The sequence below is a fragment of the Vibrio sp. Vb1018 genome (assembly GCF_033338775.1).
Classification (GTDB): Bacteria; Pseudomonadota; Gammaproteobacteria; order Enterobacterales; family Vibrionaceae; genus Vibrio; species Vibrio alginolyticus.
Map to the genome: position 1 here is coordinate 175727 of NZ_JAWOTI010000001.1, position 18570 is coordinate 194296.

Sequence of the window (18570 nt, forward strand, 5' to 3'; positions counted from 1 at the left end):
CAGACTAGCGCCATCAATAATTGTGCTATAGGGTTCTCATGATTTATTTACTTCCGTTTTTCACCGTTATGATTTGGGGTGGTAACTCAATTGTGAACAAGATGGCTGCGAGCGCCATTGAACCAAGTGCGATGAGTTTCTACCGTTGGTTTGTCGCAATGGTACTCCTAACGCCATTTTGCCTGCCTGCAATCATCAAACAACGACACATTATTCGACCTTACTTAGCTAAGTTGGCGTTTCTTGCGTTACTTGGTATGGTTCTCAACCAGTCACTTGGATACTATGCCGGTTTAACAACAACGGCCTCTAATATGGCCCTGATCACCTCTTTAGTTCCTTTGATCAGTGTGTTTTTAAGTGTCCCATTGCTCGGTAAATCTATATCAATGTTAAGTATCGTCGGTGGTGTCATTTCGCTCGGCGGCTTGGCATTTATGCTTGGTCACGGTGATATCACTTACTTTTTACATCAAGACTTAACGCAAGGTGACAGCTTAATGCTCGTTGCTGCCATGGTATACGCGGCTTATTGTGTTCTGCTAAAACGCTGGAAAATGCCATTCAGTAGTTTGACTCTGGTTTACATGCAGGGCTTCTTTTCTGTTTTGATGCTCACACCACTTTGGCTCTCTAGTGAGCAACTGTTACCAAGCCAAGACGCGCTACCATTAATCGCTTATGCTGGTATTGCTGCTTCCATTTTCGCGCCGCTGATGTGGGTCAAAGCGATTGATTCAATTGGTGCTGATTCAAGTGCTATGTTCATGAACCTAATGCCTGTGGTTTCCGTCATACTTGCTTCAACACTAATTGGTGAGAAAATTTACGCTTACCACATTATTGGTGGGTTGTTAGTCATCTCTGGCGTTATCTTGTCGCAAATAAAAGTAAGACAGAGAAAACCATTATCCAATTCTGAGATTGCCTCTACCGCCAATTAACATCTACACCCCAAGCCACAGAACTACGCTGTGGCTTGTCACTTCCAGCGTTCGAATAAAAGTTAATATTTTGTTTCATTCGCTATTCCCGAAAATTCATCTTGCTGCTAAATTGGGAAAACAATAACCCATCAAGGAAAGACAGATGAGCAGTGGTCAAAGAGACATTACCCTTCGCTTTTTAGCAGAACCCAGCGATGTAAATTTTGGCGGAAAAGTGCACGGCGGCGCCGTAATGAAATGGATCGACTTGGCAGCGTACGCCTGCTCTGCAGCGTGGAGTGGTAAATATTGCATTACCGCATATGCTGGCGGCATTCGGTTTGTTGCGCCGATTCATGTCGGCAACTTAGTCGAAGTTAGCGCGAAAGTCATTTATACCGGACGAAGCTCAATGCACATTGCGATTGACGTGCAAGCTAGTGATCCAAAGCAAATGAAAAACAGACTCACCACTCACTGTATCGTTATCATGGTTGCTGTAGATGAAAACGGAAAACCAACCGATGTACCGAAATGGATTCCAGAGTCAGATGAAGACAAAGCCTTAGAGCAATCCGCTATCCGTCTTATGAACATGCGTAAAGAGATTGGGGAAGAAATGGAAGCACACGTTAAATATCTCAAGTAACTGGCATCCGTTAAGAACGCTATTAAGTACCTCAACGTTACCTAGACCCAGAGTGTGGAGCAACATCATGGTTTTGCCATTTGTTTCACGCTCGCCCTTCTCTGTCATAAATCCTTCACCTAGCTTTGCTTAAATCCATCCATTATTTTAGAGTTGGATAGAGTTTGGATCTTGAGACTAAAAGAAACGACCTTAAGTGAAGAGACGTTGACCAATTTAAAAGCGGTCGAGTACCAGTGGGTGAGAACCATGTACGTCGAGGGGTATAACGAAACAGAAATTAATCATTACATTCAAACTTGCTTTGGCGGTGACGTTACCTTTGCTAATCTATTTCGTCGCGTCGCACTGCAGCAAGAAAGTTTGTACACGCTGCTTCAATACGTTGGATGCGCACCTTCCAGCCGAGAGTTTTAATCTCTTCCTTCCCTACCTCAATTTAGCTTTTTACTAAGCTCTAGTTATTTATGTGAAGTGCTACGCAGGGCATTATTCAAGCCCTGTGTAATCCATTGCAAAGCCGCTAGTCTCTGTCTACTTATTGCAAAATTGCCTTTAACAGGCATAAAAAAACCTGAGTCTAAACTCAGGTTATGGTTACAAAAACTGTTAGTGATTGAATCGTAAGGAACTAAGCTAACAGCCAGCTATGCGTAACGCCAATAAAAGCCAAGATATTACTGATCGGCGGCCAAACCAAAAGTGTAATATCCGTGCTAAGTATAAGGGCGACCATGTGGTCGCCCTTTTCTAGTTATTCTTATCAATCTCAGACCACAAGAGATTATCCTTTCACACCACCAGCGGTTAGACCACCAACCAACCAGCGCTGCGCAAGTAAGAATACGGCAGTGATTGGCACTGCTGAAAGTACAGCAGCTGCGGCAAAGTCACCCCACAAGTAGTTTTGTGGATATAGGTATTGCTGCATACCCACTGCAAGTGTGTACGAGTCTACATCAGAAAGCAGTAGTGACGCTACAGGAACTTCACCAATTACCATGATGAACGACAATATGAAGACTACCGCTAGGATTGGCACAGACAGTGGCAGCAATACCAAACGGAATGCTTGCCATGGTGTAGCACCATCAAGAGCCGCTGCTTCTTCTAGAGACGAGTCAATACTTTCGAAGTAGCCTTTAATGGTCCAAACGTGCAGTGCGATACCGCCTAAGTAAGCGAAGATCAGACCGCCATGCGTGTTCAGACCAAGGAAAGGAATGTACTGACCCAGTTTGTCGAACAACGCGTACAGAGCAACCAGTGCCAACACCGCAGGGAACATCTGGAAGATCATCATCGCTTTAAGAATGGTGTTCTTACCTTTGAACTTCATACGAGCAAACGCGTAAGCCGATGTGGTTGATAGCGCCACGATTAGGATTGCAGAAATACCACCCACTTTTACCGAGTTCCACAACCATGTCATTACTGGGAATGGTGGCGGTGTAACTGTACCGTCTGGATTAGTCACCGAGAAACCTAATGCCAATTTCCAGTGATCAAGTGTTGGGTTGTCTGGGATCAGGCTACCCGTTGCAAAGTTACCTTCACGGAATGAAATCGCGATGATCATCAGTAAAGGGAAAATAATCAGTGCCAAGAATGCCCACATTGCAATATGAGTAGCCCAAACACGATACTTTAATGACTTACCTTGTACCATTGCCATTGTAATTTCTCCTTAGTCCTGAGCTACTTTAGTTACGCGTAGGTTGATAAGTGCCAATGCGCCAACCAATAGGAAGATAAGCGTTGCTACCGCACTTGCTAGGCCGAAGTCTTGACCGCCAGCACCTTCGAATGCGATTCGGTAGGTGTAACTTACTAGTAGGTCGGTGTAACCCGCAGGCTCTGATGTACCAATCATATTTGGACCACCGCCAGTCAACAACTGGATAAGTACGAAGTTGTTGAAGTTAAATGCAAAACTCGCGATCAACAATGGTGTTAACGGCTTCAACATCATTGGTAGTGTGATACGTGTGAAGTTCGTGACAAAGTTCGCACCATCAATGGCTGATGCTTCATATAAATCGTCTGGAATCGCTTTTAGTAAGCCCATACACAAAATCATCATGTAAGGGAAACCAAGCCAAGTGTTAACAATTAAGATCATGGTTTTCGCCATGAACGGATCAGAGAACCAAGCCGGGCTAATGCCGAATAAGCCTTCCAACAACATGTTGATCTCACCAAAGCTTTGGTTAAACAAACCTTTAAAGATCAAGATAGAAATAAACGCCGGAACTGCATAAGGCAGGATTAGCAACAAACGGTAAACTGAGCGACCTTTAAGTGCTTCCCACTGAACCACACTGGCAAGGACAAGACCAATAACAAGCGTAAACAATACGGTTAGCGCAGAGAAAACAATGGTCCAGATAAAGATACTGATAAACGGCTCTTTGATACCATCATCTTTCCAAACACGCTCAAAGTTGTGGGTACCAATGTTCACCACGAAACCTGGTGACACTGTGCTGCCAACAAATTGACCGTTTTCATCGACAGGCTGGTAGTAACCTACTTCCATATTTGGACGTAGCGTTTCTTCAGTCCGGTTGTTGTAAAGCGTTTCACCATCTTCTTGTAATGTGTACAAAGGCACAACTGCAGCAAATTTGCGCAGCCCACTCATACGGATATCATCACCGCTTGGCAAATGTAAATCGACACTGCTCAACGCACTGCGGTTCTTAACAATCGCCTTGATTGATTCTTTTTCACCCGTCACTTCTTCAATTGGTGAAAGATCAAACTCCGATGCTGAAAGGTTATCAAGCTGAAAAGTCGGGCTTGCAAGTAGCTCACCATCTTTTTCAACCACAAGTTGATGGCCTTGCTCCGTTTTATACAAAGTGAACGGGTAGCTATCACCACTTTGGTAAGTTCGGTCCAAAAGTACGTTCTGAGCGCGATCAAAAGAGAGTTGGTTCTTCGCGCTATAGTTGGTAAACGCCAAACCTATGGTGTACGCCAAAGGAAAAAGAATGAAAAGGATCATCCCTGCTATACCAGGGTAGATGTAACGGTGTGCGTACGTCTTTTTGCTACCAAAGATGAACAACGCTAAAGCGGTAAGAATGAGCGTAAGTAGTGCAAACGCAATCTCACCGCGAGAATACATAAGGATTGTTGCGTAGCCATTGATGATGCCGACTGTGCCTAAAAGTGACCATTTCATGAACACTTTTTTGCTGCTCGGAAGGCTGGCTTCTGGTGCTGTCATAGCATTTGTACCTTGAACTGACTGCATAGGGAACCTGCTAGCGAATATAGAATAAATATAGAAAAGTAAGGAGGAGTTGCCTCCTCCTTAAAAAGGTCTTACTTAATTATTTAGTCATTTGTTTTTCTGCATCTGCAAGAGCTGCATCGACAGTTTGACGACCGTCAACTACGTTGATGATTGCGTTCTTAGCCGCACCCCAGAATGCGTTCATTTGAGGGATATTTGGCATGATTTCGCCGTTCATCGCATTGTCCATTGTTGCTGCGATACGAGTATCTGAATCTAGCTCACGTTGGAACGAGTTAAGTGCTACCGCACCTAGAGGCTTATCGTTGTTAACCATACGTAGGCCATCGTTTGTTAGTAGGTAGTTCTCAATGAACTCAACTGCTAGATCTTTGTTTGGAGACGCAGTGCTGATACCAGCAGTTAGAACACCAACGAATGGCTTAGAAGATTGACCTTGGAACTTAGGTAGCGTAGTCACGCCGTAGTTAACGCCAGACTTCTCAATGTTGCCCCAAGACCATGGACCGTTGATCGTCATCGCTGTTTTGCCTTGGTTGAACGCAGACTCAGACACTGAGTAATCCATATCCGCAGAGATTACGCCTTTATCAACTAAGCCTTTTACGAAGCTCATTGCGTCTTTAACGCCTTCTTTCGCGATACCAGCGTCTTTAACATCGTAACCTTCAGAAGTGTATTTGAACGCGTAGCCGCCATCAGCCGCCATTAGTGGCCAAGTGAAGTACGGTTCTTTTAGGTTCCACATGATTGCAGACTTGCCGTCTTTTTTAAGTTTTGCATCTAATGCTGCAACCTCTTCCCAAGACTTTGGTGGGTTTGGAACTAGGTCTTTGTTGTAGATTAGAGATAGAGACTCAACCGCAACTGGATAGCCGATCAATTTGCCGTCGTAACGTACTGCATCCCAAGCGAAATCAACGATACCTTCTTGAATATTCTTAGAAGGTTTAATTTCTGCTAGCAGGCCAGCTTCTGCGTAACCACCGAAACGGTCGTGAGCCCAGAATACGATATCAGGACCGTCGCCAGTCGCTGCAGTTTGAGGGAATTTGTCTTGAAGGCCATCTGGGTGAGCCACAGTCACTTTAATGCCTGTGTCTTCTTCAAATTTCTTACCAACTTCAGCAAGGCCGTTGTAGCCTTTATCACCGTTGATCCAGATAGTAAGTTGTCCTTCTTCGATGGCAGCATTAGCACCAAAAGAACCCAAAGCAACAAGAGTACCTAGTGCTACAGCGCTTAACTTTTTCATGTTCGTATCCTTTTTATATTTTTGATGTAGGGCTAGTCCATTGAGGTTCAGCCGTATTTCGACATATATCATCTGAAATAATCCAATATGTCTCATCCTCCTAATCCCTACGCCCTTACAATTATGACGTATTTTCGTGATCTAAATCGCCAAGGGTAAGAGACTCAAATCACAAAATGGATAGTTCCTGTGATCGGTTTCAACTTTAGGTGGTGCAATAATGTGATTTCCGACCAACTGCTTTCTTCCTCCTCCTTTTTTACTCCTCCCTTTCTACTCCCCCTACAATTATTTCTATTAGGAGGATGTCGCACTACGCACAATCTTAGAAACTGCAGTCATCCAAGAGTGGATGGTAAGAACCCTTTCCCAGCAGTGCCTACGTATTAGGAAAAAGATTTGCTGGTTTTGCATTGCCAGACGAGTGGAATGTCATTATTAGTGTTGTTTGTGGTAATTATTTCACGGGGGAGACAATACGAATAATGTGGGGGAGAGAAACTCGTACTTGGCTATGATGGGTAGCACTTCTATTCAGGACATTTTATTGAAGTGCTACCCTACTTTTCTTACCAACCGCAAGAACTTACCGATTCCTACTGTTACTGCTCGCTAGATAATTCATATAATGATGAGCGGTGAATAATAAAAAATTGATCGAGGACGAGCTACATGGCGAGTGTCACGTTAAAAAATGTTTGTAAAGCGTATGGCGACGTACTGATTTCTAAGAACGTAGACCTAACAATCAACGAAGGTGAATTTGTTGTTTTTGTAGGTCCATCAGGTTGTGGTAAATCTACCCTTTTACGTTGTATTGCCGGTCTTGAAGACATTACTTCAGGTGATTTGTATATTGGTGACCAGCGCATGAATGACGTCGAACCATCCAAACGTGGTGTTGGTATGGTATTCCAGTCTTACGCTCTTTACCCGCACCTTAACTTATATGACAACATGTCATTTGGCTTGAAACTAGCAAAAGCAGACAAAGCAGAAATCGACAAGCGTGTTGAACAAGCAGCAGAAATCCTACAACTAGGCCACTTGCTTGAGCGCCAACCAAAAGCACTTTCTGGTGGACAGCGTCAACGTGTGGCGATTGGCCGAACATTGGTATCGCAGCCAAATGTATTCCTTCTAGACGAGCCACTATCAAACTTGGATGCGGCACTGCGTGTAAACATGCGTGCACAAATTACTAAGCTACAACGCCAACTTGGTTGTACCATGATCTACGTAACGCACGATCAGGTAGAAGCGATGACAATGGCAGATAAAATCGTTGTACTAGACGGCGGTTATGTATCGCAAGTTGGTAAGCCGCTTGAGCTTTACCATTACCCACAAAACCGCTTTGTAGCTGGCTTTATCGGTTCTCCGAAAATGAACTTCATGAGCGTATTCATTGATGAAGTAGAAGCAGAGCGCGTCAAAGTTCAACTATCTAACGGCGTATCTTTCTGGATTCCGGTGGATGGTACAACAGTTAACCGCGGCGACCGAATGTCTTTAGGCATTCGCCCTGAGCACCTATTATCCGCTTCTGAAGCTGATGCAAGTATTCACGGTGAAGTGATGATTGTTGAGAAGCTAGGTAACGAAACTCAAGTATACCTAAACCTAGAAGGTGCGGACGCCGACGTTATTTTCCGTCAGCCTGACACGCTTGCAGTCGACACTGGCGATAAAATCGAGATCGGTATTCCAGCTCATCGTTGTCACCTGTTCCACAGTGATGGTCGCGCATGCCGCCGCCTATACAAAGAAAACGGCGTAGAAGTCGAATAATTCATTCGTCCTTACTCAAAAAAATCCCTCTCAAGTGAGAGGGATTTTTTTATCTTAATAAATATCAGCAATTCGATACTAAATCATTAATCGTGAACGAATCAAATCACCCGTTTCTTCTACCCTCACATAAACCATTGTCTTTGTACTGATACTTCATTTTTAATACTTTTCCTCATTCCTCATAAGTAAGTACCAGCTTTTTCCTAACCCGCCAAACTTAGCCAAAGGGCTAAATATCATTCTTATTTCCACTTACCTCAACAAAGCAAATTTTTACACTTATCAACGAAATTACACGTGACAAAAAACTCAGCAGCATTCTACAGAATGCTCTGTGCACTAACTACTAATAACGTTCACGACACGGCAATTGGGGAAGACACCCAAGGGCGGTAGCGTGTCAGAAGGGAAACTGAGTCATGAAACAAAAAGGACTTATCCGCTCTCATGAGATGGAGTTCGCTTTTTTATATCGCATCTCAGATCTTGCTGTCATCGTCTCTTTTATGCTGCTTTTAGTGTTCAAAGACATGAATACTGCGATGGGGAAAGATTACGTCATATTGGCTTTCGTTGGAGGCATCTCTTTTCTATTTATGGCAGAAAGCGGCAATCTGTATCGCTCTTGGCGAACCAGTTCGTTTAAAGAGCAGATGTTTATTGTCTGTGTTTCTTGGGCGGTGACTTCTGCACTTATCTTTATTGTGCTGTATTTTTCTGAAGTCCATACCTTATTTGATAACACAATTTTAGTGCTGTGGTTTGCGATTACGCCCGCTCTGCTCTTAGCATGGCGAGTAACATTCCGTACCGGATTAGCCTATTTGAGAAAAAAAGGATTCAACACTCGCACTGCGATCATCATCGGCCAAACTCCTCACGGCATTACCCTAGCTAACGAAATTCAAAACCACACAGAACACGGCGTGCTTTTTGATGGCTTTTACGACGAACGATCTTCCGACAGATTGCCAAATTCTGATTATCCTATTAAAGGAGCTGTTGACCACGCCCTTGAGCGAGCTAAAAAAGGGGAAGTAGATTACGTCTATATCGCGATGCCAATGCACGCAAAAGAGCGCATTGCGTCACTTCTTAACCAATTCTCAGATACCACCGCAAATACGTATCTGATTCCCGACTTCTTCACTTATAACCTTTTACATTCTCGTTGGGCGCAGATCGGCCAAGTTCAAACACTAAGTGTCTTTGATACACCTTTTGCTGGAATTTCTTCTTGGGTAAAACGGTTTGAAGACATCTTGTTTTCGAGCATTATTTTGGTCTTAATCGCCCCTATTCTATTCGTCATTGCGATTGGCATTAAGGCAACGTCTAAAGGCCCTGTCATCTTTAAACAACATCGGTACGGTCTTGATGGACGCAAGATTGAAGTCTGGAAGTTCCGTTCAATGACAACCATGGATCAAGGTTCCAACGTGAAACAGGCGACAAAGAACGATCCTCGTATTACGCCTTTTGGCGGATTTCTACGTCGCACCTCTTTGGACGAACTACCTCAATTTATCAATGTACTGCAAGGGACCATGTCTATTGTCGGCCCACGCCCTCATGCCGTGGCACACAATGAAGAATACCGTCAGATCGTGGATCGCTACATGCTACGTCACAAAGTAAAACCAGGCATTACTGGCTGGGCGCAGATTAATGGTTATCGCGGCGAAACCGACACCTTAGAAAAAATGGAAAAGAGAGTCGAGTTTGATTTGGATTACATCCACCATTGGTCGGTTTGGATGGACATCAAAATCATCTTTATGACCGTTTTCAAAGGCTTCACTGGTGCTAACGCTTACTAAGGTTGAGATTATGAAGAAACTGACAATGGCAATAGCATTGAGTCTGTTTTCTACTGACTTGCTCGCAGAACCGATGGCTTACCAAACCGAGTCTGGTATAGAGTTGATTCCCCTCGTAAAAACTTTCTACGAGGGAGATGACAACATCAATAAAGCGGAAAAATCCGGCAATGTAGAGTCAGTCAATATTTGGGGTATAGAACCAAGCTTACTAGCACGTATAGAACGGAATCGCTATCGCGCAGATATTTTATATAAGTTAAAAGCTGGCTTTTCATCTGACGATCGCAACGACTTCGACGACCACACTTTTCAGTTTTCCAACTTTTTCGAATTTAATCATCGTCATCGTTTAGTGGTTGATTACCGTTTTCGCGCCCAGCATGAAGTTCGAGGAGAAGATATTACCGAAGGTAATGGTAGCGCAATCGACTCACCAATAGAGTTCAACCGTAACGATGTAAAAACCAATTATGTCTTTGGATCTAACGGTGCCAAAGGCAGACTCGAATTCGGTTTAGGCTATAGTGATAAAACCTATCAAAACTATCGTGACGGCTTGCCTGGTCGCCCAAACGCTAAAACTAAATACAACGATTTTCGAGCTCCCAATGCACATTTGGAGTTCTATTTAAGAGCGACGCCAAGAACCTATTGGTTAGTCGGAACAAACCAAATCGTAACCGAGTATCAGCACCGAAATTCTGCGCAGCCATCGAAAGATAACAACACCAGTTTCTATTACACCGGTGCCGAATGGGAAGTCACAGGAAAAACCAAAGGCATCGCTCGACTCGGTTATCAAATCAAAGATTTTGACAGCGCTCAACGAGAGACATTTAAAGGCTTTAGTTGGGATATCGGCTTTGAATGGTTGCCTCAAGAACAAACTCTAGTCAGCGTGAAAACCACTCAGGCGGCGGTTAACCCCGATCAAGATGGCGATTACAACCTACAAACTCGTTACCGACTGAACCTCAAGCACGATTGGAATAGTTACCTTGCAACTCGCTTAGGTGCTGTTTATCAACAAGATGATTACACGGGAATCTCCAGAAACGACGATCGGTACACTCTATCTTTTGGTATCGATTATCAGATCAAACGTTGGATACAGCTGCAAGCCGATTGGCAATACCAAGATAAAAACTCTAGCCGATCGGGTTATAGCTTCGAACAAAACATTTGGACTTTAAGCGCACAGTTTTCTCTGTAAAAAGGATTATTAATGAAGGCATTCATCAAATTCATGAGTGTAGCGTTGTTGCTATTTAGCACTTTGGTCAACGCTGACTCAAACGAGGAAGATTACTTACTCGATACTGGCGATACCATTTCCGTGCAGGTCTATGGTGAAGAAGATCTTACGATTAAAAATATTCTAATAACGTCAGATGGCTATTTTGATTACCCCTACCTTGGCCGAATCAAAGCAATCAAAAAAACACCAAAACAACTCAAGTACGAAATAGAAACGGGCTTAAAAGGCGATTATCTCATCAATCCAAAAGTGATGGTCACCATCAATAACTTTCGTCTGTTTTACGTTAATGGCGAAGTCAGGAAACCTGGTGGATTTGAGTACCGTCCAGGGTTAACCATAGAGAAGGCCATCGCTCTAGCAGGTGGCTTGACCGACAGAGCCTCACGCAAAGGCATTAACCTCACCAAGCATAAAACAGGTCAAACGATGGAAGGGGTCAGTATGCACCGCAACGTTGAACCTGGTGACATTGTATTTATTGACCAGAGCTTCTTTTAAGTGACAGGGAATCAAATGAACGGGACTCATCCAAATAATCTCCAGATGAACAAAGTAGAACTGATTCGTTTTGGCCATCACTTCAAAGCGATTAAAAAGAATTGGCTAAGCATCGCAGCATTCACGCTTCTGTTCTCATTAACTTGTACTTGGTATATCTACTCCAAAGCATCGATATACCAAGCTACAGCTACGCTACTCATCCAAGAGGAGCAAAAAAGCGCCCTTTCAATCGAGGAAGTATATGGCGTCGACACGACAAAAAAAGAGTACTTTCAAACGCAAATCGCCATTTTAAAATCGAATCATATTGCAGATAAGGTCATTAGAGAGCTGAACCTCACCCAATTACCTGAATTCACAAGCTCAGGGGGGTTAAATAAAAAAATCGACCAAATAAAGTCGATTCCTTTTGTTCAAGACCTACTGAATGTGGCACCAAGCCCAAAAGAAACCGCCCAGTTTTCAGAGTCCTATTATCAGGCACTTCAAGCTTTCAGAAGTAAACTCGATATTGAGCCAGTACGTAACACCCAATTAGTCAGAATTCGCTTTCGTTCTACCGATCCTAAGCTTGCGACGACAATCGCCAACGCGGTCGGCCAAGCCTACATTGACGCAAATTTTGAAGCCAAATTGGTCGTTACACAAAATGCGGCTACTTGGTTGACAAATAACTCTCAAAAATTGGAGGAGCGATTACGTAACTCGGAGCAAGCGCTGCAAGAATTCTTGTTAAAAGAAGGGTTGATCGATATCAACGGTATTGATGAAATTTACGCAAATGAGCTAGAAGAACTCACTCGCAAGCTGAATATCGCTGTTAATAAGCGTATTGAAGCGCAGACGTTAATCCAACTGTTACGACGTAAATCTTCGCAAAGTTTAGACAGCTTGTTGTCAATTGATGAATTCGCTAATCAAGCGCAAATCCGCGATCTAAAATTGTCGGAAGCACAGGCAGCCAAAAATCTCTCTGAACTGGCACAGCGCTACGGACCTAAGCATGATCGAATGATTCAGGCGAAAGCACAGCTTGCTGAAATTCAATCAAGAACCCAGCAACTCATTCGTGACATTTCCTTCAGTAAGCAACAAGACCTTCTTGCTGCAAAAGCGCAAGAGGACATGCTTCGAGCAGAGCTCGATAACAAAAAGTCAGACTTCCAATCGTTAGGGTCACAAAAAGCGCGTTACGAACAGTTAAAACGCGAGGTTGAATCCAATAAGGCACTCTATGAAGCGTTCTTAAATCGTGAGAAAGAGACCAACGCCACCAGCGACTACAAGAATGTCACTGCTCGCTTTACTGATAAAGCCATCATCCCTCTATTCCCGGTGGCACCACAACGAATCAAACTGGTACTAATTGCCACCTTTTTTGGCTTTGCCATTGCTTGCGCTCTGGTCATCATCTTAGAAACGATGCGAGAAGTTATCCGAAGCACAGCCGATGTGCAGGAAAAACTTGGTGTTACGTGTTTAGGTGTGATTCCTATGGTCAAAAAACGCAATTTGCGTAAAAACGGCGTCAGTTATACCGCGTATTTAGATGATGAAGAAAAGCTATTTAGTGAAGCTTGCCGCTCCGTCAGAACCTCGCTTCTGCTCAGATTAACCAACACGAAGCAAAAGATATTGCCCTTTACCTCTGCTATTCCAGAAGAAGGAAAAACATCGACCAGTATCAATATGGCGGTGTCGTTTTCAAAAATGGAAAAGGTGTTGATCATCGACTGCGATTTACGTCGACCTTCCATCGCAAAGCGATTCGGTATTGCTGAATCAAGCCCTGGCTTAACGCATATCCTGACGATGGATACGCCAATCAAAGATTGTGTTACACATATAAAAGAAGCCAACTTAGATGTATTATCGGCCGGCCTAATTCCGCCAAACCCACAGGAATTACTGGCTTCTGATCGCTTTAAAAAGTTGCTCGAACATTTTCAAAATAAGTATGACCGGATCATTATCGATACGCCGCCCCTACTGTCAGTGAGTGACGCACTTATTCTTGGTCAGTATGCCAATGGTCTGATCACCGTCATTCGCTCAGAATCAACAAAATCATCACTGGTTAACCTTGCGTTATCTAAACAAATACAACACTCAGTTCCATCTCTTGGCGTCTTAATCACACAAGCCAAGGCCAAGGAAGGAGAGACGCTTTATGTCCAGAAATACGCCTACTAACGTAAACCTATCTTGGTACCAAACCTTGAAAAGCCAAGAACAACCGGTATTGATCTATCAAATGGGCAAAGTAGGTTCGAGTGCATTAGAGCATTCCATTCCTGACTCGATTCACTTGCACGACCTTATGACCGTCGATGCGCAAAAACAAATATCCCCCGTTAGAGCGCAATTGCATAAGCCTCAGATCAATGCGTTAAAGCGACGACTAAAGCGCATAACGATGAGCCGCATGTTAAAGCGTAAGAAAAAAGTTCGAATTATCTCGCTGGTGCGTGAACCGATCGGACGAAATGTCTCAATGTTCTTTCAAGCACTTCCTTTTTGGATGGCGGACAAATATCTAAAGGATGACAGCGCAATACGTACCGAACGACCGCAATTACTCCAAGAAGCATTTGATAAGCACATGAATCATCAATATGCGCTGCAGTGGTTTGACAACGAGATCAAACAACTAACAGGGATTGATGTGTTTAACGAGTCTTTTAATCACGAAGTAGGCTATCAAACATACCATAACAATAACTTCTCACTGTTGGTCATTCGAAGTGACAAGCTAACGAAGGCTAACTCCGCAGTTGAAGACTTTTTAGGTTACCCCGTGGATGTTGTTTATGAAAATCAATCAGACAACAAATGGTACTCGCCACTAATGAAAGAATTCAAAACGCAATTTCAACCTACACCCGAGTACGTTGAAGAAATGTTCTCATCAAAATTAGCACAACGTTTCTTTTCAAACTCTGAAATCCTATCACTCAAGGAAAAGTATTTAAATGAAAATACTACACATAATCAATGACTTATCTAGCAATGATGGAGCACAGCGCTTTCTTGTAGATCTAGTAGTCCAGCATATGCCTCAATATAAAATACGAGTTCTCATTCTTAATCCAGACAATGATTTCGAGGAAAAACTGAAAGAAAGTGAAGTGACGTGCTATGTTTGGAAGTCACTGTCTCTAATTGAAAAATGGAAAATACTCCAATGGCCAGATTTGGTACATAGTCATTTATTTCCTTCTATATACCTCGCTCTATTTTCCTTTGGAAAAAGGAAAATACAAACAGAACATAACACAACTAATCGACGCAGGGACTATCCATTATTTAAGTTTATGGAGCACCTTCTTTATATGAGCAATGACAAAACTATTTGCATCACTCACAAGGTTCAAGAAGCATTAGTTAAATTCATACCAGCATACAAAGACCGCTATGAAGTAATATTCAATGGTGTAGATCTTCATCGATTCTCTAGACAACCTAAATTATATAAGGCGCTAGAAAAAAAAGGAGTTATAAACATAGGAATGGTTGGTAGGCTTCATCACTATAAGGACCACGATACATTAATATGTGCAATAGCTAAATTACCAGAAAACTACCACCTCCATCTAGCTGGAGACGGAGAAAAAAAACAAGTTCTTAGAAAAAAAGCAAAAGATTTGAACTGCGATCATCGTATACATTGGTATGGTATCACATCTGACATTCCTCGATTCTTATCTAGTCTCGATCTGTATGTGCAATCTTCAAAAGTAGAAGGTTTTGGTCTTGCGGCTGTAGAGGCTATGGCTGAAGGGTTACCAGTTCTAGGCTCGGACGTCCCCGGACTAAATGAAGTAATCGGAGATAAAACTTATTTATTTAAACAAGGTCAATCCGATGACTTAATAACAAAAATACTTCACATAGTGGGTAGTAAAAGCTCCTATGAAGCTGCTTCCTGTTTTTTTGTCGAACGTTGTAACCAGTTTACTTTGAATAACTTTAGGAACAGCTATTACAAAATTTATGATGAACTTTGTACCGATAAATAACCAAACTCCGATAATAGCTGCGTGCTTACTAACATTGTTCTTTATTCCTATGAAGTTTCGTGCTGGAGGAATAGCGCTAGCCCCTTCTGACATCGCAAGCCTTTTGTCCATTGGTTTTACTGCATTAGTGGTATTGGAAGGAAAAGCTGAAAAACTCATGCATCCCTGTATGGGGTTCCTCCTATTGTTCACTGGGTATGTGTTCATAAATGGTCTGCTAAATCGCGTCCCTTTAATGCCGCTAGTTATAGAAACTGTGCAATGGTTAGCGATTTTGTGCCTACTGAGCCTAATGTACGCCTATGGCGTGTTTGATGACGAACGGGTAATGGTTTATTTCACGTATCTGTTGTTTTTCATCTGTACGCTCGTTGCCTTATGGCACTTTGCTCAGGGCTATCAAAGCGGGTTTAAGTTACTCGGGGTAAGTAAATACGGGTTCGGTGTACTGTGCTCACTACTGTACCTTTATCGAGATAAAATTCGCGCTTTCCACCTTTTGATGCTCGTAGCTTTAGTATTACTGGTGTTATCACAAGAAAGAAAAGCGCTACTTGGTTTTTGTCTGCTTTTCTTCTTTGACCAACTGCTCGTAAAAAACTTAATGAGAAAATCGCTCAGCGAAACGTACACGTGGGCGATTTTATTAGCCTTGAGCTTCATTGTGTTTACTGCCGTCACAACCACACTCTACGTTGGGTTTGAAACTCTAGCAGACACATTGGAAATAACCCAAGAAGACGTCTTATTTGCCAACCAAAGTGAAGCGCGCTGGGTATCGAATCTTCATAGAAAACTTTTACTTGCCAATGGGCTAGATATTTTACTTCAACACCCGGTGTTAGGTGTCGGCGCGAAAATGTTACCCAACTTTATGATCAGTTACTTTAACTATGATGAGCTGGCGATCTACACCCACAACTTTGTGTTAGATACCGCAATTGAATACGGATTGCTTGGTATCGGTCTGCTGTTTGGTGGTTATTTTCTTTTTATTCGCTTTTGCTTCCGTAGTCTTAATGAAAACAGAAAAAGCCTATTACTTGCGATATACGCCCTCATCATGGTGTTTTTCGTTGCGGTAAACACCACCATAATTTTAATACTCTTATTACCCGTCATGATCAGCATGAGCAACGACTCAAGGGCCATTGCTCATACTTTTCCGGTAAACCATCACCACGAATATGAATAATCAAGGATAGGATAGATGAAGTATTCAATCTCTCGACAATTTGAAAAGAACCGAGAACTCCAAGCTGATAATTTTGTTTTAGTTTACCAAATGGGCAAAGTTGGCTCCTCATCAATTGAGCACACGCTAGGGGAGAAAAATATCCCGAGCTATCACATCCACACCTTTGATGATCACGAAGAATTTCACATGTATCACAATAAAAAAGACGTGAGTAAATTCTTCGACTTCCGAAACCGCGCACTCTATCGCTTAGTGCTCAAGCAGCGAAAACGTATCTTACAAAAACGCGAGCAGATTAAAATCGTTACGCTGGTCCGCGATCCAATCGCAACTGTCTTTTCTCGCTTCTTTCAAGATCTCCATTTGCAATTTATCGAAGGCAAAAAGAACGATGCAATTCACCGAGATATGGAAGTCACGTATCAGCACCTCGAGCATTGCTTTGATAACTATATCAATCTCAACTATTTTGCGGACTGGTTCGACAACGAGTTAAAGCGTAATTTCAATATCGATGTGATGCGCCAAGAGCTGGACAACACTCAACCTTTCTTCACATTCCAGAACGCTCAGGCCAACGTCATGCTAATCAAATGCGAACAGCTCAGTTCTCTTGATAAAGAAATCGGTGAGTTTCTTGAGTTGCAAGACTTCGTGCTAAAAAACAGCAACGAAGCGAAAAACAAGTGGTACTCCAATATCCACCAACACTTTAAGAATCACTACGACTTCTCAAAACTGTTCTATATGTACGATCTTCCCTTGTATCGCCACGTTTATTCAGAGCAAGAGCGTGATGCTTTTAAACACAAATGGATGCAAACACCAGGGACAAAATCATCATGAAGAAAGTACTCCATGTTACAGAAGCGTTTGGAGGTGGCGTTCAAACCGCCCTCTATAGTTATGTTCACTCATCCAGAGACGAGCCATATCAACATTTCTTGCTAGCCAGAGCCCGAGAAAACGACTTGACCAATGAGAACAACCACCACATTTTCGTACAGACAAAGTGGGTAGAAGGCGGCTTGCTTCAATTTATTCGCGATGCAAACCACATGATTGCATCACTTGCTCCCGACGTCGTGCATTTGCACTCGAGTAAAGCGGGATTTCTCGGCCGATTTCTAAAGCTTGGCAAGGCACGCTTGGTTTACACACCGCACTGTTATGCCTTCGAACGTGAAGATATCTCAGAGCTTGCACGCCAGATCTATAAAGCACTAGAGAAAGTAAAACTGAGCAAAATTGATGTGGTTGCAGGCTGTAGCCAACGAGAGTGTGACCTAGCCATTAGCATTGGTGCGAAACGTGCCGAACTGCTCAACAACTACGTGTCTTATCAAAGTGAAGATCGTATAGAGCGAAACAAGCAAGAAGCGCTGAAGCTCGTTGTACTTGGTCGTGTCGCGCCCCAAAAAGATCCTCAGTTTCTTATCAGCACATTGCAGTTCCTTAATCGGTATGCACTTAACCGCCCGATAGAGATCACATGGATAGGTGGCGGTGACCACGTACTCGAACAGAAATTACGTACTGAAAATGTGGATGTAACGGGTATGCTGCCTCGCGATGAGGTAGTTGAAAAGCTCAAGGGTTCAGACCTTTATCTACACACTGCAGCATGGGAAGGGATGCCGTTAACCATTCTAGAAGCATCCAAGTTACATCTTCCTATGGTTATTCGGAGCATCGGCGCAACCAAAGATCTCAACTACCCGTTTTTAGCGCTCACACCTGAAGAAATGGCCAAGCAGATCGCGCATAGTGTCAATCATTATGAAGACATCGATTTTCGCCAATATACAGCAGAATTAAACGATGCCTTCAGTGAAGAAAAACAGCGCCTCGCACTCAATAAACTTTACGGTTAAATGCC

Annotated in this window: 16 protein-coding genes; 13 read left to right on the forward strand and 3 right to left on the reverse strand. The window is 43.0% G+C overall.

Annotated elements, in window-relative coordinates:
* Positions 1-38 precede the first annotated feature (38 nt).
* From R7Z10_RS00750 to R7Z10_RS00760, 3 genes are all read left to right on the forward strand, one after another.
* Positions 39-944 (forward strand): DMT family transporter, encoded by a 906-nt coding sequence (locus R7Z10_RS00750; protein WP_017821248.1) that lies wholly within the window; start codon positions 39-41, stop codon positions 942-944.
* Positions 945-1089: 145 nt separating this feature from the next.
* Positions 1090-1575, forward strand: coding sequence for an acyl-CoA thioesterase (locus R7Z10_RS00755; protein WP_005375279.1), 486 nt, complete (start codon positions 1090-1092; stop codon positions 1573-1575).
* A 171-nt stretch (positions 1576-1746) separates the two neighbouring features.
* Positions 1747-1992 carry a hypothetical protein gene (locus R7Z10_RS00760; protein ID WP_005375277.1) on the forward strand — a complete coding sequence of 82 codons (246 nt, stop codon included), beginning with the start codon at positions 1747-1749 and terminating at the stop codon, positions 1990-1992.
* Positions 1993-2359: 367 nt separating this feature from the next.
* Here R7Z10_RS00760 and malG read toward each other — a convergent pair whose 3' ends face one another.
* The 3 genes from malG to malE all read right to left on the reverse strand — a co-directional run bounded on the left by malG (position 2360) and on the right by malE (position 6095).
* Positions 2360-3250, reverse strand: a complete 891-nt coding sequence (gene malG / locus R7Z10_RS00765; RefSeq protein WP_005375275.1) for a maltose ABC transporter permease MalG — start codon at positions 3248-3250, stop codon at positions 2360-2362.
* Between the two features lie 12 nt (positions 3251-3262).
* On the reverse strand, positions 3263-4837 hold the full coding sequence (malF, locus tag R7Z10_RS00770) for a maltose ABC transporter permease MalF (RefSeq protein WP_005375273.1): 1575 nt from the start codon (positions 4835-4837) through the stop codon (positions 3263-3265).
* A 79-nt stretch (positions 4838-4916) separates the two neighbouring features.
* A complete protein-coding gene (gene malE, locus R7Z10_RS00775; protein WP_005375272.1) occupies positions 4917-6095 on the reverse strand; it encodes a maltose/maltodextrin ABC transporter substrate-binding protein MalE in 1179 nt (392 codons plus the stop codon).
* Positions 6096-6767: 672 nt separating this feature from the next.
* On the opposite strand from malE, the gene malK reads away from it, so the two are divergent.
* The 10 genes from malK to R7Z10_RS00825 all read left to right on the forward strand — a co-directional run bounded on the left by malK (position 6768) and on the right by R7Z10_RS00825 (position 18565).
* A complete protein-coding gene (malK, locus tag R7Z10_RS00780; RefSeq protein WP_005375271.1) occupies positions 6768-7886 on the forward strand; it encodes a maltose/maltodextrin ABC transporter ATP-binding protein MalK in 1119 nt (372 codons plus the stop codon).
* A gap of 422 nt (positions 7887-8308) precedes the next feature.
* Positions 8309-9709 (forward strand): undecaprenyl-phosphate glucose phosphotransferase, encoded by a 1401-nt coding sequence (locus tag R7Z10_RS00785; RefSeq protein ID WP_170897546.1) that lies wholly within the window; start codon positions 8309-8311, stop codon positions 9707-9709.
* 10 nt (positions 9710-9719) lie between these two features.
* Positions 9720-10925 (forward strand): outer membrane beta-barrel protein, encoded by a 1206-nt coding sequence (locus R7Z10_RS00790; protein WP_017821252.1) that lies wholly within the window; start codon positions 9720-9722, stop codon positions 10923-10925.
* A 33-nt stretch (positions 10926-10958) separates the two neighbouring features.
* Positions 10959-11471: a polysaccharide biosynthesis/export family protein gene (locus R7Z10_RS00795; protein WP_005385846.1), complete on the forward strand. Its 513-nt coding sequence runs from the start codon at positions 10959-10961 to the stop codon at positions 11469-11471.
* Between the two features lie 15 nt (positions 11472-11486).
* The gene (locus tag R7Z10_RS00800) at positions 11487-13667 is read left to right on the forward strand and encodes a polysaccharide biosynthesis tyrosine autokinase (protein WP_005385847.1); all 2181 of its coding nucleotides are present in this window, start codon (positions 11487-11489) and stop codon (positions 13665-13667) included.
* Entirely contained in the window at positions 13645-14472 is an 828-nt protein-coding gene (locus R7Z10_RS00805) for a putative capsular polysaccharide synthesis family protein (protein ID WP_206958994.1), read from the forward strand. Before R7Z10_RS00800 ends, R7Z10_RS00805 begins: the two co-directional genes overlap by 23 nt.
* A complete protein-coding gene (locus R7Z10_RS00810) occupies positions 14447-15493 on the forward strand; it encodes a glycosyltransferase (protein ID WP_318103671.1) in 1047 nt (348 codons plus the stop codon). The genes R7Z10_RS00805 and R7Z10_RS00810 overlap by 26 nt, the downstream gene beginning before the upstream one ends.
* Positions 15471-16688 (forward strand): O-antigen ligase family protein, encoded by a 1218-nt coding sequence (locus tag R7Z10_RS00815; protein WP_318103832.1) that lies wholly within the window; start codon positions 15471-15473, stop codon positions 16686-16688. The genes R7Z10_RS00810 and R7Z10_RS00815 overlap by 23 nt, the downstream gene beginning before the upstream one ends.
* Positions 16689-16703: 15 nt before the next feature.
* Positions 16704-17537 carry a putative capsular polysaccharide synthesis family protein gene (locus R7Z10_RS00820; RefSeq protein ID WP_017821256.1) on the forward strand — a complete coding sequence of 278 codons (834 nt, stop codon included), beginning with the start codon at positions 16704-16706 and terminating at the stop codon, positions 17535-17537.
* A complete protein-coding gene (locus tag R7Z10_RS00825; RefSeq protein WP_213870336.1) occupies positions 17534-18565 on the forward strand; it encodes a glycosyltransferase in 1032 nt (343 codons plus the stop codon). The genes R7Z10_RS00820 and R7Z10_RS00825 overlap by 4 nt, the downstream gene beginning before the upstream one ends.
* The last annotated feature ends 5 nt before the right edge of the window (positions 18566-18570 follow it).

Coding starts and splice junctions, on each gene's coding strand:
- R7Z10_RS00750 (WP_017821248.1), top strand. CDS start 39: ATGATTTATTTACTTCCGTTTTTCACCGTTATGATTTGGGGTGGTAAC.
- R7Z10_RS00755 (WP_005375279.1), top strand. CDS start 1,090: ATGAGCAGTGGTCAAAGAGACATTACCCTTCGCTTTTTAGCAGAACCC.
- malG (WP_005375275.1), bottom strand. CDS start 3,250: ATGGCAATGGTACAAGGTAAGTCATTAAAGTATCGTGTTTGGGCTACT.
- malF (WP_005375273.1), bottom strand. CDS start 4,837: ATGCAGTCAGTTCAAGGTACAAATGCTATGACAGCACCAGAAGCCAGC.
- malE (WP_005375272.1), bottom strand. CDS start 6,095: ATGAAAAAGTTAAGCGCTGTAGCACTAGGTACTCTTGTTGCTTTGGGT.
- malK (WP_005375271.1), top strand. CDS start 6,768: ATGGCGAGTGTCACGTTAAAAAATGTTTGTAAAGCGTATGGCGACGTA.
- R7Z10_RS00785 (WP_170897546.1), top strand. CDS start 8,309: ATGAAACAAAAAGGACTTATCCGCTCTCATGAGATGGAGTTCGCTTTT.
- R7Z10_RS00790 (WP_017821252.1), top strand. CDS start 9,720: ATGAAGAAACTGACAATGGCAATAGCATTGAGTCTGTTTTCTACTGAC.
- R7Z10_RS00795 (WP_005385846.1), top strand. CDS start 10,959: ATGAGTGTAGCGTTGTTGCTATTTAGCACTTTGGTCAACGCTGACTCA.
- R7Z10_RS00800 (WP_005385847.1), top strand. CDS start 11,487: ATGAACGGGACTCATCCAAATAATCTCCAGATGAACAAAGTAGAACTG.
- R7Z10_RS00805 (WP_206958994.1), top strand. CDS start 13,645: ATGTCCAGAAATACGCCTACTAACGTAAACCTATCTTGGTACCAAACC.
- R7Z10_RS00810 (WP_318103671.1), top strand. CDS start 14,447: ATGAAAATACTACACATAATCAATGACTTATCTAGCAATGATGGAGCA.
- R7Z10_RS00815 (WP_318103832.1), top strand. CDS start 15,471: ATGAACTTTGTACCGATAAATAACCAAACTCCGATAATAGCTGCGTGC.
- R7Z10_RS00820 (WP_017821256.1), top strand. CDS start 16,704: ATGAAGTATTCAATCTCTCGACAATTTGAAAAGAACCGAGAACTCCAA.
- R7Z10_RS00825 (WP_213870336.1), top strand. CDS start 17,534: ATGAAGAAAGTACTCCATGTTACAGAAGCGTTTGGAGGTGGCGTTCAA.